Here is a 15,220-nt window from a genome sequence, read left to right as displayed (position 1 = left end):
TCCGCTTGTCAGCAGCCTAGCTGCTGCTTGGCGTCAGGCGCCGCAAGCGGCCTTTCTCGCCGTCTTCCAGCAGGTAGATCGCGCCATCGGGCCCCTGCACGACCTCGCGCAACCGCTTCCCGAAGGCAAAACGTGCAGCTTCCGCTGCCGTGTTGCCCTCGATATCGACCTGGACCAGCGCCTCGCTCTTGAGGCCGGCGATCAGGGCATCCCCCTTCAACTGCGGAAACAGGTCGCCCGTATAGAAGATGAAATCGCCGGGTGCGATTACCGGGGTCCAGCCGATAGCGGCCTGGGCCAGGTCGGGGCGCGTGGCAGGAGCGGGGATCGGGCGGCCATCATAGTGGTCGCCTTGCGAGACCACGGGCCAGCCGTAATTCTTGCCGCTTTCCACCTTGTTCAGTTCGTCGCCACCGGCGGGGCCGTGTTCCAGGTCCCACAGGCTGCCATCTGGTGCAAAAGCAATGCCGAGAACATTGCGGTGACCGTAAGACCAGATCTGGTCGGTCGGGCCGCCCTTGCTGGCAAAGGGATTGCCCGCTGCGGCAGTGCCGTCGAGATTGAGGCGGACAATGGTACCGAGCGTATTGGTAGTGTCCTGAGCCGGATCGAGCTTCTGCCGGTCGCCGCTGGAGACATACAGGTGCTTCTCATCGGGGGAGAAAGCGATCCGGTGCGAAAAATGGCCGCGCCCGGTAACCTTGGGAGCCTGTCGCCAGATCACGCGCAGGCCCTCGATGGCGCAGGCATCGGTCACTTGGCACACCAACGTACCCTTGCCGACAACCGCGCCGCGGGTGTTGCTGTTGCCAGCCTCGACCCAGCTGAGGAAAATCGTCCGGCGATCGAGCGTGGCAGATGCCTCCGACTGCAGGAAGGCAATGTCACCAAACCCGCCCTGGCCACCGTAATCGACCTTCGGCACACCGCTGACGGTACCCAGCTTGCCCGTCCTGGTGTCGACAAACTTCATCGTGCCGGGCTTCTCGTTGATAAACAGCATCGGCGTTCCGGGGGCAAAGGCGGCCGCCCACGGCTCGTTGAACGTGCCCATATCGGTCACCGCGAAGGGGCCGACCTGCTCGGTGGCCTGCATCGCGGTCGGGCCGGGGGTCGAACTTGCCTCGGAGCTATCCCCCGAATAGGCGCTGCCGCAACTTGCGAGCGCGGCGGCGGGAAGGGACAAGAGGGCGAGTTTCACGGCGTTAAATCTGGTCATGTTTGCTTCAACTCCTCATCCATCGTTCGTATCCCCTGGCGGGGCCGATCCGTGTGTCCTCGGCGTTGACGAGGCCGGGCGCGGACCGCTGGCTGGCCCGGTGGTAGCAGCAGCGGTGGTGCTTGGGCGAGACTTTCCGCAAGGGCTCGACGATTCCAAGAAGCTCAGCGCCAAGCGGCGCGGCGAGCTGGACGGGCAGGTCCGCCAGTGCTGCGCCTGGGGCGTCGGGGTGGTCGATGTGGAGGAGATCGACACGCTCAACATTCTCGGCGCGACCATGCTGGCGATGAGCCTGGCGGTCGGGCGGCTGGTGGAGGCACTGGGCCGCGAACCGGACGAGGTGCTGATCGACGGCAATCTCACCCCGCACGGTCGCTGCGACAAATGGCGCTGGCCGGCCCGCGCGATCGTGGGCGGCGATGGCAAGGAAGCCGCGATCTCGGCGGCCAGCATCATAGCCAAGGAATGGCGCGACCGGATGATGGTGGAGGCGGCGCGTGCGCATCCGCATTACGGGTGGGAGCGCAACAAGGGCTATGGCTCGGCCGAGCACATGGAGGCATTGCGGGTCCACGGACCGACCCCGATGCACCGTCGCAGCTTTGCCCCGGTTGCGCAGATGTGCCTGCTCTGACGGCTTTGTCAGCTCGGCTCGCAAGCGAGTCCTTTGCGCCACACCCCAGCATATCGAGTCTCGGATCGGGGCGTTAACTCAACATCTTGTGCCGGACTCTTTCTGTTCTTCCTGAGCTTACCAGGCGTTAACCATATTGGCCCCATACTTACCGCTTGACGTGGAGTCCGGTTGGACTCACCCTGTGGATAAGTACCAGACGGGGGAAGAACATGGGGGTCCTCGAGACCACGAAGCAGCGCGCCCGGCGCGCGGTGAAACCGGCAGCTGTGCCGAAAGAGGCGCTGCCATTGGGGCAGATCCTGGCGGGCGACTGCATCGAGGCGATGCGTTCGCTGCCCGATGCCAGCGTGGACCTGGTCTTCGCCGACCCGCCCTACAACCTGCAGCTGGGCGGCGATCTCAACCGGCCCGACGGCAGCCATGTCGATGCCGTCACCGATCACTGGGATCAGTTCGACAGCTTCAAGATCTATGACGATTTCACCCGCGACTGGCTGACCGAGGCCAAGCGTATCCTCAAGCCCGATGGCGCGCTGTGGGTGATCGGCAGCTATCACAACATCTACCGCGTCGGCGCGATCCTGCAGGACCTGGGCTTCTGGATCCTCAACGATATCGTCTGGCGCAAGACCAACCCGATGCCCAATTTCCGCGGCACCCGCTTCACCAATGCGCACGAGACGCTGCTGTGGGCGAGCCAGGGCGAGAAGGCGAAGTACCAGTTCAACTACACCGCCATGAAAACGCTCAATGACGAGCTGCAGATGCGCAGCGACTGGGTGATCCCGATCTGCAACGGGGCCGAGCGGTTGAAGGAAAACGGCCACAAGGCGCACCCGACGCAAAAGCCCGAAGCGCTGCTCTACCGCGTGCTGCTGGCCACGACCGAGAAGGGCGATGTCGTGCTCGACCCGTTCTTCGGCACCGGCACCACCGGCGCTGTGGCCAAGCGGCTGGGCCGCGAATGGATCGGCTGCGAGCGCGAGGCCGCCTATCGCGGCGTGGCGCTGAAACGGATCGACAAGGAACTGCCGCTCGACGAAAGCGCGCTCAGGACCATGCAGTCCAAGCGCGCCGCGCCCAAGGTCGCCTTCGGCGCGCTGGTCGAGGCGGGGATGCTCAAGCCCGGCACGCAAGTATTCGACAAGAAACACCGCTGGACCGCCACCGTGCGCGCCGACGGTTCGCTCGAACTGGGCAAACAGGTCGGCTCGATCCACGGGCTCGGCAAGGAATTGCAGGGCGCGCCCAGCTGCAACGGCTGGACCTTCTGGCACTATGACGACGAGGGCGTTGCCAAGCCGCTGGATGCCGTGCGGCAGTTGTACCTGCTGGCGGTGGAGGATTGAGGCTTCCGCACAACCTGTCGGGACTGCGAATTGGGTTATCTTTGGCCCGCAGATGTAGAGTCCGCATTTAGCACCCAGAGTTTGCAGCTTTAACTTCTTGAACTGGGTGGATAGCGGACATTCGGCCTAAGTCATTTACCGCACGCCATCCGACCCCTATCGGCAAAAGACCCCTACGTCTGCCATGGGATATGGGAACGGATAAAGGCACACCTCGCCCATGTTCCAGCCAGCCAACCCAATGAGGCGCTGGCCGAGCCTGCGTCCGGCCCCCTCGGTCGGAGACCAGCGCTTCACGAAGCGATAGCCTTGGTGGTCAACCAGCTCGAAGAGCCACGTTGCGCCATCAAAGCCATACGAACATCCCTCAGCGTTTTCTTCAAATAATGCATCCTCTTTGAGCAACTGCCGCAGATCAGCTACCTCTTGCTCGGAGAGCCTGACTTTCTTGGAGCTTGCGATAGACCCCGGCTCATAGCCGCCAACTCCATCCATTCGCTTCGCAAAAAGGGTATAAACGCCCTCATCCTCCTGAACGCGAACGAAGATGGAGGGTGAGAAGCTCGGGATAAAGCTAAAACGGAGGACAAACTTAGGTGGCGCATCTTGTTCCGAGAACAGAAAAAATGAGGGTTCTCGAGCAGCCATCCACTTCTCTGGATACCATTCTTCCTCGAATTCATCGATGAGGGGCCACGGTCCTGCGTCGGGATTACACTCGTCTACGATTGGATCACCGTATGATTCAGGGAAATATCCAGATGCGAAACTCTCAACTGCGCTTCTCTCGCCTTGGTTAAATTGCGCCTCGAACTCACGGTCATATTGGGGCGCCGGTATGCAACCGGCTGACAAACACATTGCAAGAATTGAGAGGTTCGCACGGTTCATATCTGCAGAGTATGCGTGGGCGGCTACGTCGGCAACTGGGTCGTTAGCGGAAAGTCCGCTCGCGGAACCGGAAACGTGACTTCTGCCAATCGATCAGACGCTTGGGAACTGTCCTACTGAGAGAATGCTGGATATTGTCCCTGCCATGAATTCTCGAAGATTCATGCGAGCGTCGGCCGAACCTTCCGCTTTCCTTTGCCTCCCAATATTTCTCCCCCAGGACCGTGTTCCATGTGTTCCATCCTGTAGGGTTTGCGCTACGGAGTGGGCATGACTGACAGCATCTATATCCGCCCGATCGGCTTTGCGCCGGGTCCGCAGGCCGAGGAAGGCGACGCCATCCGGCTGGCCGGCGGCATGGTCTATGCCCATCGCTTTGCCGTGATCCTGCGCCGAGAGGGCAGGGTTGCCGAACGCTGGACCTGCTCGCCCGAAGGCATCGCGCAGGTGATGGGGTATTTGCCCGATGCGCTGGGGGCCGAGGCCGAGGCGCAGTGGTCCAATCTCACGCTGGCGCATCCGCCGCTTGAACTCGGCGCGCGGACCATTCGGCTCGACCAGCCGCAGGTGATGGGCATTCTCAATGTCACGCCCGACAGTTTCTCTGATGGCGGCGCGGCGGAAGGTCTGGAAGCTGGCAAGGCCCATGCGGCGGCCATGCTGGAGGCAGGCGCTGGGCTGATCGATATCGGCGGCGAAAGCACGCGCCCGGGTGCCGAGCAGGTGTGGGAAGAGGAAGAGATCCGCCGCGTCATCCCGGCGGTCGAGTATTGTGCCGCCATGGGCGCCGCGATCAGCGTCGACAGTCGCCGGGCAGGGGTGATGGAGGCCGCGCTCGATAGTGGCGCGCATATCGTCAACGACGTCTCGGCCCTGCAATATGATCCGCGCAGCGCGCAGACCGTGGCCGCGCGCGGATGTCCGGTCATCCTGATGCACGCACCAGGGACCGGGCAGGACCTGCACGCCAAGGAATCTCTCATGGGCGGCGACTATGCCAGCGTCGTCTTCGACGTGTTCGATGCCCTTCGCGCGCGCCGCGATGCGGCAGTGGCTGCGGGCATTGCGCGCGAGAACATCCTGCTCGATCCCGGCCTTGGCTTCGGCAAGAGCCTGGCCGACAACACCGCGCTGATTAACGCGCTACCGCTGTTCCACGCGCTCGGCCAGCCGCTGCTGCTGGGCGCCAGCCGCAAGCGGATGATCGGCGCGCTTTCCAACGAGGCACCGGCCGACCAGCGACTGGGCGGCAGTATCGCGCTGGCGGTTGCGGGCATGGATGCAGGCGCGCAATTGCTGCGCGTCCACGATGTCGCCGAGACGGTGCAGGCGCGCAATGTCTGGCGCGGCCTGCGCGATGCGGCGCTGACCGACTTTTCCGACATGGCCGAATGATGAAAGGGCGGCTGGACGCGGACGACCATCACGCCATAAGACACTGCCAGACCGACGTTTCGAAAGGACTGTTCATGCGTTCGCTGTTCGCCGCCGCCTTGCCGCTCGCTCTCGCCGCTCCGCTGGCCGCGCAGGACACCACCGTCCACGCCGGGCCGGGTGATTTCCTCCAGGGATACTATTCGCAGCTGCGCCAGCAGGTCGCGCTGCCGACTGCGCCGATTGGCGTGCCGCTGCCCTCGACCGCCGCGACGCTGACCCGCATTGCTGTGGGAAGTTGCAACCACCAGAGCCGCAGCCAGCACATGTGGGCGCAGATCGCGGCCACCAATCCGGACTTGTTCCTGTTCATCGGCGACAACAATTACGGCGACCAGAACTGGTCGGGCGATGCTTCGCTGGCTTCGCTGCGTGAAGCCTATGCGGTCATGGCCGATACGCCCGAACTGGCCGCGTTTCGTGCGCGCGTGCCGATGATGGTGACCTGGGACGATCACGATTTCGGGTTCAACGATGGCGGCGCGGCCTTCGCTTTCCGCGAATGGTCGGAAGAAATCTACGAGACGTTCTGGGATGCCTCGCCGGAAGTGAAGGCGCGGCCCGGCGTCTATGAAAGCCGCATGTTCGGCAGCGACGGTCGGCGTACGCAGATCATCATGCTCGACACGCGCTTCTTCCGCTCCGATCTCCAGCGGATGGACTACCAGGACGAGCGCGCCCCGCTCGGACCCTATGTGCAGAGCGACGATCCAGCCAAGACCATGCTTGGCGAAGCGCAGTGGCAGTGGCTGGAGCAGGAACTGGCCAGGCCGGCCGACCTGCGCATCCTCGTCTCCTCGATCCAGGTGCTGACCGACGCGCATGACTATGAAAGCTGGGAGGCGCTGCCGCTCGAACGGCAGAAACTCTATTCGCTGCTCGCTGGTCGCGAGGAGAGCGGGCTGGTCATCCTGAGCGGTGACCGCCATGCGGGCGGGGCCTATTCCGCCACGCTCCCCGGCACCGACGAGACGCTGTGGGAGCTGACAAGCAGCTCGCTCAACTATTCCTTCGCCAGCACCGCCAGCAACACCGCGCGCGAGCCTGACCCGCTGCGCCTGACCGACTTCATCTCGGAAGAGAATTTCGGGCTGGTGGAAATCGACTGGAACGCGCAGGCCGTGACGCTGCAACTACGCGGCAACCAGGGCGAAGTTCGTGCGAGCGAGGCCGTGTTCTGGGCTCCGCCGATCTCCGATGGTCCGCTGATCATGGAAGAACAGCCAGCAGCCGCGAGCGGGGTGCGCTAGAGCGACCAGCCGCCATCGCTGGTGAGCACCGCGCCGGTGATGTTGGCGCTGGTCTCGCCTAGCAGGAAGCCGATCTGGGCGGCGATTTCTTCAGTCGTCGCAAACTGGCCGCGCGGGGTGCCCGCCGCCATGCCCTTGAGCGTCGCCTCGCGGCCATGCTCGGCGACCGAGGCAAGGAATTCGGGCGAGCCTTCCCAGATCGCCGTGTCGACCCCGCCCGGTGCAATGGCGTTGACGCGAATCTTGTCGGGCGCACCCTCGAGCGCGGCGATCCGGGCCAGGTGTGCTACACCGGCCTTGGCCACGCCATAGGCTCCGATCCCGGCCACCGGCTTGATTCCGGTGACCGAAGACGTGACGACAGCATTACCGCCGCCGGCCCTCTTCATCGCCAGCATGGCATATTGCAGCGTCAGGAAAACGCCGTCGCAATTGACGTCCATCACCTGCCGCCAGCTCTCCCAGCTATGCTCTGTAATCGTGCCGCTTCCGCCGACACCTGCATTGGCCACGGCGTAGTGCAATTCCGGAACCTGCTGCGCGAGCCGCTGCCACAGACTGCGGTCGGCGACTGAACCGGTAACAGGGATGATCTTGCACGAGAGGTCGAGTGCCTCGAGGCCATCTTTGTCGGTGTCCAAGAGCACCAGCGTGCCAATCCCATGCCTGTCCAGCCAGCGCGCGCAGGCGGCGCCGATCCCTGACGCGGCTCCGGTCACGAGCGCTGCGCGCCCGGCGAACTCATTGGTGGTTGTCATGATCAGCGCGCTAGGCGCGTCAGGCAGCGTTGTCGATGCCGAGATCCGACAGCTTGCGATACAGCGTCGAACGGCCGATTCCCAACCGTCGCGCGACCTCGGTCATGCGGCCGCGGTAATGGCCGATTGCGAGCCGGATCACGTCAGCTTCGATCTCTTCCAGCGGACGCAGATTCCCGTCTTCGGTATAGAGCATCACGCCGACCGCTTCGGGCAGCGAAAGCCCACCCTCGACCAGTTCGCCGACGATCTCCGAAATCTGCGGGAAATCGCGGGCTGTCAGAGCCTCTTCCTCGCAGAACACGGCAGCGCGGAACAGCACGGCTTGGAGCTGGCGGACATTGCCTGGCCAGTCGAAAGCTGACAGCAGGTTGAGCGCGCTATCGGCAAGCGAGAGGTGCTTGAGACCCGGCTGTTCGCCGATACGACCAAGGAAATGGCGGGCGAGCGCGGGGATGTCGCCGGCCCGGTCGCGCAGCGGCGGCAAGGCGATATGTGTAGCACCGATCTGTTCGAGCAAGGCCGCACTGAAATGACCGGTCTTGGCAACATCTGCCAGCGGCAGATTGCTCGCGCTAAGCAGCCGGATATCGATCTTGAACCCATGATTGGCACCAACCGGACGCACAATGCCCTCTGCCAGAGTAGTGGCGAGGCGCTCCTGGAGGTCCGGAGTAAGCCGGTCGATTTCGTCGATCACCAGCGTACCACCGTCGCAAAACTGAAGCGCGCCGACCTGGCGATCGAACGCGCCGGGAAAGGCGTTCTGTTCATGGCCGAACAGGGCCGATTCCACCGAATTGGCAGGTATGCCGGTGAGATTGATTATGCGGAATGGCGCTTTCACGCGGGGACTGGCTGCATGCATTGCGCGCAGCAACATTTCCTTGCCGGTTCCGCTTTCGCCTTCGATCAGGACATGACCATGCCCACGGGCCGCCTTGGCGGCACGCGCCAGTGCGGTTCGGAATGCTGGTGCGGTTCCGATCATGGCGTCGAAGTCCAGCACCACCGGCATTTTCTCGGTCAGCGGCTGGAGTTCTGCCTTGGGCGCTTCGAGCTTTGTTGCGCTGCGCAGGGCGCGCATCAGGCGTTCGGGCGCGACTGGCTTGATCAGGTAATCCGTTGCACCTGCCCGCATCGCCTCAACTGCCAGCAGCGGGCTGGCGCTTTGCGTCAGCATCAGCAGGGGCAGCGCCGGGCGACGGCTCTTGAGTTCCTCGATCAACTGGCAGGCATCGTCACCTGGAACCCACTGGTCGAGAATGATTGCGGAAAGCTGCATTCCCTGCCGTGTGCCAAGCGTGGCAATGGCGGTCTCGGCATCCTTGACCACGAGTGTGCGCCAACCCTCGCGCGCGGCGAGCGCTGAAATAAGCCGGCTTTGCGCAGGCTCATCGTCGATCAGCATCAACAGTGGTGTGTCGTTTTCTGCCATGATTCCCCGAAACCGTCCCGGTGCGGCACAGGCCCATGGGATAAGGACGAGGAGTAAAGGTCCGATTAAGGCTGTTGGGATCGTTTGGAGCCCACTGCCCGGTGCCGGGTCTGCTATCCTCTTGGCAAGCGCGCGGGTCGGCGATAGGACTTGCCAACAACGCACCCATGCAACGAGGGATTTGAGCATCATGGCCGCTAACGACATCAAGTCGGCACGCAAGACTTATTCCGGTTTTATTTCAGCAACCAAGATCGCGATTCCGATCATCGCGCTGATTGCTCTCATCGTCGTCATCCTGATCGCCGAATGATATTTTGAAGATTGCGGCCCTCAAGGAGCGCGCAGGCGGGGAAACCCGCGTTGCGATGACGCCTGAAACGGTGAAAAAATTCATCGCATTGGGCGCTGGTGTCGCGGTCGAGGCGGGGGCAGGCAACACTGCCGCGATCACCGATGCGGCTTACGCCGAAGCGGGCGCCGAGATCGGACCGGCGGAAAAGGTCGTGCGCGATGCCGATATCGTGCTTGGCGTGCAGGCTCCCGATGTCGCTACGCTGGCCGATGCCAAGCCCGGCGCATGGGTGGCAGCGACTTTCGATCCGTTCCAGCAGCGCGATCGGGTCGAGGCCTATGCGAAGGCCGGTTTCGAGGCGCTGGCGATGGAATTCATGCCTCGCATAACCCGTGCGCAGAGCATGGACGTGCTTTCAAGCCAGGCAAACCTTGCTGGATACAAGGCCGTGATCGCGGCTGCAGACCAATATGGTCGCGCGTTCCCGATGATGATGACCGCCGCCGGCACCGTGCAAGCGGCACGGGTATTCGTGATGGGCGTAGGGGTCGCAGGGCTCCAGGCCATCGCCACGGCCAAGCGACTCGGCGCGCAGGTATCAGCCACCGATGTTCGTCCCGAAACGGCCGAGCAAATTCGCTCGCTGGGCGCCAAGCCCGTCTTTGCCGAGGGACTCGAGGCCTCTGGCGAGGGTGGCTACGCCGCCGAGCTGACCGGCGAGCAGAAGGCAGCACAGGCGGAAATGGTCAGCGGCCATATCGCCAAGCAGGATATCGTCATCACCACCGCGCTGATACCCGGACGTGCCGCCCCTAGGCTGGTCAGCGACACGCAGATTGCGTCGATGAAGCGCGGCAGCGTGATTTTCGACCTCGCCGTGGCGCAAGGCGGCAATGTCGAGGGTTCGCAGCCGGATGAGCTGGTGGAACGTCATGGTGTCACCATCATGGGTTATGCCAACACTCCGGCAAGCTTGGCGCCCGACACATCGGCGTTGTTCGCCCGCAATCTCTACAACTTCCTCTCGGCTTTCTGGGACAAAGAGGCGGGTAAGCCCGTGCTCGACGAGGAGATCGGCAACGCGGTGCGACTGACGCAGGGCGGAAAAGTCGTGAACGAAAGGCTGCTGGGATAGATCATGGACTTCATTTCCATCCTGTCGATCTTCGTGTTGGCGTGTTTTGTCGGCTATTACGTCGTGTGGTCGGTCACTCCGGCGCTGCATACGCCCCTGATGGCGGTGACCAACGCGATTTCGAGCGTGATCATTGTCGGTGCGCTGATCGCGGCGGCGGAAGCGGGTAGCGACATTGCAAAGTGGCTGGGGCTGGTCGGCATTGCGCTGGCGAGCGTCAATATCTTCGGCGGCTTTGCCGTCACCGCGAGGATGCTGGCGATGTACAAAAAGAAGGAGAAGAAGGGTTGATGCTTCCTCTCCTCGCCTCGGCGGCCGATAGCGGGTCAGTGAACCCCTGGGTCGCGCTCGCCTACCTCGTCGCAGGTGTGTTCTTCATCCTCGCGCTGCGCGGCCTGTCCTCGCCCTCCACCAGCCGTACGGGCAATCGCTTCGGTATGGCCGGTATGCTGATCGCGGTGGCAACGACCCTAGTGACGCATGACGTCGCAAATATTGTCGAGATCGGGATTGCCATTTTTGTCGGCGGTATCTTCGGCCTCCTCGTGGCTCGGCGTATCGCCATGACTGCGATGCCTGAATTGGTGGCAGCGTTCCACTCGCTGGTCGGCCTGGCCGCAGTGCTGGTGGGCTGGGCGGCCTATCTCAACCCGGGCGCATTCGGCCTGTTGGTCGGGGACGGCATTGGCGCGGTCAGCAAGGTCGAAATGGGCCTTGGTATCGCCATTGGTGCTATCACTTTCTCCGGCTCGGTCATCGCCTTCGCCAAGCTTTCGGGCCGGATGAGCGGCTCGCCGATCCTGCTGCCTGCGCGGCACGTCATCAACCTCGGCACGCTGGCCGCGATTATCGTCCTGACCGCGCTGTTTGCCATGGCCGGACCAGCCGAGACCATGCCGCTAATCATCGGGCTGACGGTGCTCGCCTTCGTCATCGGCTTCTTGCTGATCATTCCGATAGGCGGGGCGGACATGCCGGTGGTGGTGTCGATGCTCAACAGCTATTCGGGCTGGGCCGCGGCGGCGATGGGCTTCACGCTCGGCAATTCGGCGATGATCATTACCGGCGCGCTGGTCGGCTCGTCGGGCGCGATCCTCAGCTACATCATGTGCCGGGCGATGAACCGCAGTTTCATCAGCGTGATCGCGGGCGGGTTCGGTTCGGATGGCGGCGCAGCAGGAGACGGCGAGGCTCGCGAAGCGCGCCCCTACAAGCAGGGCAGCGCGGCCGATGCGGCCTTCATGCTCGAACAGGCAGAATCGGTCATTATCATCCCTGGCTACGGCATGGCGGTGGCGCAGGCGCAGCACGCGCTGCGCGAAATGACCGATGTGCTCGAGGAAAAGGGTGTCGAGGTGAAGTTCGCCATCCACCCCGTTGCCGGTCGGATGCCGGGACACATGAATGTGCTGCTGGCCGAGGCCTCGGTCGATTATGACAAGGTGTTCGAGCTGGAAGACATCAATTCCGAGTTCGCGCAGGCCGATGTCGCCTTCATCATCGGTGCCAACGACGTGGTCAATCCCGCAGCCAAGACCGACAAGAGTTCCCCGATTTACGGGATGCCGGTGTTCGATGTCGACAAGGCCAAGCAGGTCTTCTTCATCAAACGAAGCATGGGCGGTGTCGGCTATGCCGGGGTCGACAATGACGTCTTCTACATGGACCAGACCATGATGCTGCTGTCCGACGCCAAGAAGATGGTCGAGGAAATCGTCAAGGCTCTCGACTGATGGCGCAAGCTTTTGCGATGACCCCGCTCGACAAGGAAATCAAGATCGGGGAGGACTGCGAGCCGGCATGGCGGGTCGAGACACGCGACGTGGCGCGCGGCTTTGCCGGGGCGCTCTTCGTCTCACTGCCGCTGCTCTATACTCTTGAAATGTGGGAACATGGCCGCGCGCTGCACCCATGGAGTATCGTGGCCATGCTGGTGGTCGGCTACTTCGTGAATGTCGGCCTGTGCGCCTATGCCAGTTTTCGCCAGACCCAATGGGAAAGCGGCTATTTCTGGGATGCGCTGGTTTGCATGGGGATCGGGGCGGTGGCGAGCGCGGTGACGTTGCTGGTGACCGGCATCGTCGACTTCGGCCTCTCGCCTGAAATAACGATCAAGCTTGTGGCGCTGGAAATGGTGCCGACTTCGATGGGCGCGGCGGTCGCTCGCAACCAGCTCGGTAGCGGCGACAGCGCAAGCGACAAGGACCGGTCGCCATTCTCGTCCGACATGTCGGTGGTGGTAGGCAGTATCCTTGGCGGCGTACTTTTCGCCTTCAACATTGCGCCGACGATCGAGCCCAAGGTCATTACGCTGAACCAGAACTGGTGGTTGCTCATCGCAACGGTCATCCTGTCGCTCGGGGTCAGCTACCTCGTCGTCAATCTCGCCAAGTTCGACGAGAAGGATTATTCGCAGCGCAAGATCTTCAACACGCCATATATCGAGACGGCATTTTCCTATGCGTTGGCATTGCTGGTCAGCTTCGCGTTGCTGTGGGCGTTCGGCTATATCGCGTGGTCCGATCCGCCAACGGTTTGGATTCCGCTAGTTGTCACAATGGCTTACGCCACAACTCTCGGTGGGGCAGCGGGAAGGCTTATCCTATGAACGAAGACATGCGTGACACGAGCCAGGCGGCAGATGATCAAGCCGATGCTGATGGCGACCAGAGCCCGGTGCCGCCGACATGGATCGGCTGGGGCTTGCGCATTGCGTCGAGCCTGTTGATCGCAGCCTTGCTGGTTTACCTGGTAATCCAAGCCAATTCGCCAGCGCAGGATTTCAGGCTGGCGATCGAGGCGCAATGGGACAAGGCTTCGACCCGCGATGGCGAGTTGCTTGTCCCGATCAAGCTGACCAATGATTCGACCCAGACGGTGCGCAACTTGCGGGTCGACCTCATGTCCGACTTGCCCAACTCGGTCGCGGTCGAGATCGCGCTGTTTGGCCCGGGCGAGAACGTGACATACGTCATCCCTCTCAAGGAGCGCGGCGAGGTTTCGCACCGGGTTCTCTCATTCGAGCAGTAGGCCCGTCATCGCCAGACTGTCTTCAGCGCGGCTAACCCATTTCCGATTTCCGTCGGTTTCAGTTAACAACGGGAATCAGAGGGAGAGTTGCATGATCAGACCGATATTCGTGGGCGCGACCGCGCTGGTGATGGCGCAAGCGCCGCTTGCTGCGGAAGTAATTTCCGTCGATCCCGGTGAAGGTGAGCAGGAGCGCTTGCAGGAAGCGCTGATTTTAGCGGCCCCGGGCGACGATATCGTCCTGGGGGCAGGGCGGTTTGTCCTGACCGACGGGCTCAGCCTCGATGTCGACGGCGTCACGGTGCGCGGTGCAGGGATGGAAGCGACGGTCCTCGATTTCACCGGCCAACAGGGTTCGGGTGAGGGACTGCTGGTGACATCGGATAATGTGACCTTGCGCGATTTCGCGGTCGAGAACCCCAAGGGTGACGGGATCAAGTCCAAGGGGGCGGACAACATCCTCTATCACCAGATCCGGGTGACCTGGACCGCCGGACCGCGCCGCGAGAACGGTGCTTACGGCATCTATCCGGTCGAGAGCACGGGCATACTGGTTGACGGCTGCGAAGTGTCGGGTGCGTCCGATGCCGGCATTTATGTCGGCCAATCATCGAAGATTACCGTGCGCAATTCCATTGCTACCGACAATGTCGCCGGGATCGAGATCGAGAACAGCCGCGATGCGATTGTCGAAGCCAATTTCGTGACCCGCAATACCGGCGGCATCCTGGTTTTCGACCTGCCAAACCTGCCCGTCATGGGCGGGGGCAATGTGGTGGTTCGAAACAATCTGGTGGTCGGCAATACCACGCCCAATTTCGCTCCTCCCGGCAACCCGGTCGCAGGCGTGCGGCGCGGCACCGGGATCATGGTGATGGCCAATGAAAGGGTCTGGGTCGAAGGCAATATCCTGCGCGATAACCCCACAGCGCCATTCATGGTCGTCGCCTACAATCAGGCATTCGACGACGCGAAATACAACCCTTATGCGCGCGAAGTCGTAATCGCGGAGAACGACGTCGACCGTGGCGGCTACGCGCCCGATCTCGAGGGCGGCGAAGCGCTGGTACAGATGTTCGGCGGCGCGCTGCCGCCGATCCTGTGGGACGGAATCCAATCCGATGCCAATACCCCCGCTTTGTCGACGACATCCGAGATCGCCGCGTGGACTCTCGGCCTCACGAAACAGGGCCAGCCGTTCGCTGAAGCCCAGCCTGCGCCAGTGGAATTGCCTGCCTATGCCCAGAATTGGGAATTGGGTGACATTGGCGCTCCTGCAGTATTGCTGAAGCGCCTGGAGGGATGAGACACGGGCTAGCCCTGCTTTGTGCCGCCGGTCTGGCACTGGCGGGCTCGATTGCTGCGCGTGCAGTCCCGAGTGAGCAGTCCGGGCAGGTAAACTTTGCAGCAGTGCTGGACGACGCAATGCCGCGAACACTGTCGGAATACGGTTTCTTCGTTGGCGAGACGCGGCTGCATCGGACCGCAGTTCGGGTCATACCCTACCGGCTCAACACCCCGCTTTACTCCGACGGAGCCGAGAAGCTGCGATTCCTCGCATTCCCCCCCGGTGCGCGGTTAACGGTGGATGGCGAGGGCCTTTTGCAGTTCCCGATCGGCACTGCCTTGATCAAGACTTTTGCTTATGGAGAGGGCGCGCAGCGACGCCTCATCGAAACCCGCGTGCTCTTGCACCGGGCCGAGGGCTGGCTCGCCCTGCCGTACAAGTGGAACGAAGCACAGACCGAGGCCCGATTGGCTGTGGCAGGGGTGCGTCTGCCTAT

Annotated in this window: 15 protein-coding genes and 1 pseudogene; 12 read left to right on the top strand and 4 right to left on the bottom strand. The window is 62.6% G+C overall.

Going from position 1 to position 15,220, the window contains the following annotated elements; all coding sequences use genetic code 11:
- Positions 1-16: 16 nt before the first annotated feature.
- A complete protein-coding gene (locus tag ACXYL9_RS11470) occupies positions 17-1,219 on the bottom strand; it encodes a PQQ-dependent sugar dehydrogenase (RefSeq protein WP_459039624.1) in 1,203 nt (400 codons plus the stop codon).
- Between ACXYL9_RS11470 and ACXYL9_RS11465 the strand changes: the two genes are divergently transcribed.
- Both ACXYL9_RS11465 and ACXYL9_RS11460 read left to right on the top strand, forming a co-directional pair.
- Positions 1,218-1,853 carry a ribonuclease HII gene (locus ACXYL9_RS11465; protein ID WP_459039623.1) on the top strand — a complete coding sequence of 212 codons (636 nt, stop codon included), beginning with the start codon at positions 1,218-1,220 and terminating at the stop codon, positions 1,851-1,853. The genes ACXYL9_RS11470 and ACXYL9_RS11465 overlap by 2 nt on opposite strands.
- Positions 1,854-2,065: 212 nt before the next feature.
- A complete protein-coding gene (locus ACXYL9_RS11460; RefSeq protein WP_459039622.1) occupies positions 2,066-3,205 on the top strand; it encodes a DNA methyltransferase in 1,140 nt (379 codons plus the stop codon).
- Positions 3,206-3,361: 156 nt separating this feature from the next.
- Here the strand turns inward: ACXYL9_RS11460 and ACXYL9_RS11455 are convergent, their stop codons facing one another.
- The gene (locus ACXYL9_RS11455) at positions 3,362-4,096 is read right to left on the bottom strand and encodes a hypothetical protein (protein WP_459039621.1); all 735 of its coding nucleotides are present in this window, start codon (positions 4,094-4,096) and stop codon (positions 3,362-3,364) included.
- A gap of 270 nt (positions 4,097-4,366) precedes the next feature.
- On the opposite strand from ACXYL9_RS11455, the gene folP reads away from it, so the two are divergent.
- The gene (gene folP / locus ACXYL9_RS11450) at positions 4,367-5,491 is read left to right on the top strand and encodes a dihydropteroate synthase (protein ID WP_459039620.1); all 1,125 of its coding nucleotides are present in this window, start codon (positions 4,367-4,369) and stop codon (positions 5,489-5,491) included.
- Positions 5,492-5,565: 74 nt separating this feature from the next.
- Complete coding sequence (locus ACXYL9_RS11445) at positions 5,566-6,780, top strand: alkaline phosphatase D family protein (protein WP_459039619.1); 1,215 nt, start codon at positions 5,566-5,568, stop codon at positions 6,778-6,780.
- Here the strand turns inward: ACXYL9_RS11445 and ACXYL9_RS11440 are convergent.
- On the bottom strand, positions 6,777-7,538 hold the full coding sequence (locus tag ACXYL9_RS11440) for an SDR family NAD(P)-dependent oxidoreductase (protein WP_459039618.1): 762 nt from the start codon (positions 7,536-7,538) through the stop codon (positions 6,777-6,779). The two genes, ACXYL9_RS11445 and ACXYL9_RS11440, sit on opposite strands and share 4 nt — an antisense overlap.
- A gap of 19 nt (positions 7,539-7,557) precedes the next feature.
- Positions 7,558-8,976: a sigma-54-dependent transcriptional regulator gene (locus ACXYL9_RS11435; protein ID WP_459039617.1), complete on the bottom strand. Its 1,419-nt coding sequence runs from the start codon at positions 8,974-8,976 to the stop codon at positions 7,558-7,560.
- A gap of 190 nt (positions 8,977-9,166) precedes the next feature.
- On the opposite strand from ACXYL9_RS11435, the gene ACXYL9_RS11430 reads away from it, so the two are divergent.
- The 8 genes and pseudogenes from ACXYL9_RS11430 to ACXYL9_RS11395 all read left to right on the top strand — a co-directional run.
- Positions 9,167-9,289 carry an aa3-type cytochrome c oxidase subunit IV gene (locus ACXYL9_RS11430; RefSeq protein WP_459039616.1) on the top strand — a complete coding sequence of 41 codons (123 nt, stop codon included), beginning with the start codon at positions 9,167-9,169 and terminating at the stop codon, positions 9,287-9,289.
- Between the two features lie 4 nt (positions 9,290-9,293).
- Complete coding sequence (locus tag ACXYL9_RS11425) at positions 9,294-10,406, top strand: NAD(P) transhydrogenase subunit alpha (RefSeq protein ID WP_459039615.1); 1,113 nt, start codon at positions 9,294-9,296, stop codon at positions 10,404-10,406.
- A 3-nt stretch (positions 10,407-10,409) separates the two neighbouring features.
- The gene (locus ACXYL9_RS11420; RefSeq protein WP_459039614.1) at positions 10,410-10,697 is read left to right on the top strand and encodes an NAD(P) transhydrogenase subunit alpha part 2; all 288 of its coding nucleotides are present in this window, start codon (positions 10,410-10,412) and stop codon (positions 10,695-10,697) included.
- Positions 10,697-12,139 (top strand): NAD(P)(+) transhydrogenase (Re/Si-specific) subunit beta, encoded by a 1,443-nt coding sequence (locus ACXYL9_RS11415; protein ID WP_459039613.1) that lies wholly within the window; start codon positions 10,697-10,699, stop codon positions 12,137-12,139. Before ACXYL9_RS11420 ends, ACXYL9_RS11415 begins: the two co-directional genes overlap by 1 nt.
- Positions 12,139-13,014 carry a DUF2391 family protein gene (locus ACXYL9_RS11410; RefSeq protein ID WP_459039612.1) on the top strand — a complete coding sequence of 292 codons (876 nt, stop codon included), beginning with the start codon at positions 12,139-12,141 and terminating at the stop codon, positions 13,012-13,014. The genes ACXYL9_RS11415 and ACXYL9_RS11410 overlap by 1 nt, the downstream gene beginning before the upstream one ends.
- Positions 13,011-13,436 (top strand): hypothetical protein, encoded by a 426-nt coding sequence (locus ACXYL9_RS11405; RefSeq protein ID WP_459039611.1) that lies wholly within the window; start codon positions 13,011-13,013, stop codon positions 13,434-13,436. The genes ACXYL9_RS11410 and ACXYL9_RS11405 overlap by 4 nt, the downstream gene beginning before the upstream one ends.
- Positions 13,437-13,527: 91 nt before the next feature.
- Entirely contained in the window at positions 13,528-14,742 is a 1,215-nt protein-coding gene (locus ACXYL9_RS11400) for a parallel beta-helix domain-containing protein (protein ID WP_459039610.1), read from the top strand.
- Positions 14,739-15,220: pseudogene (locus ACXYL9_RS11395) on the top strand (SO2930 family diheme c-type cytochrome); the annotation flags it as partial. The gene ACXYL9_RS11400 and the pseudogene ACXYL9_RS11395, both read left to right, overlap by 4 nt.

The sequence above is a fragment of the Qipengyuania sp. CAU 1752 genome, from assembly GCF_054482615.1.
This window is presented reverse-complemented; position numbering and strand designations above follow the sequence as displayed.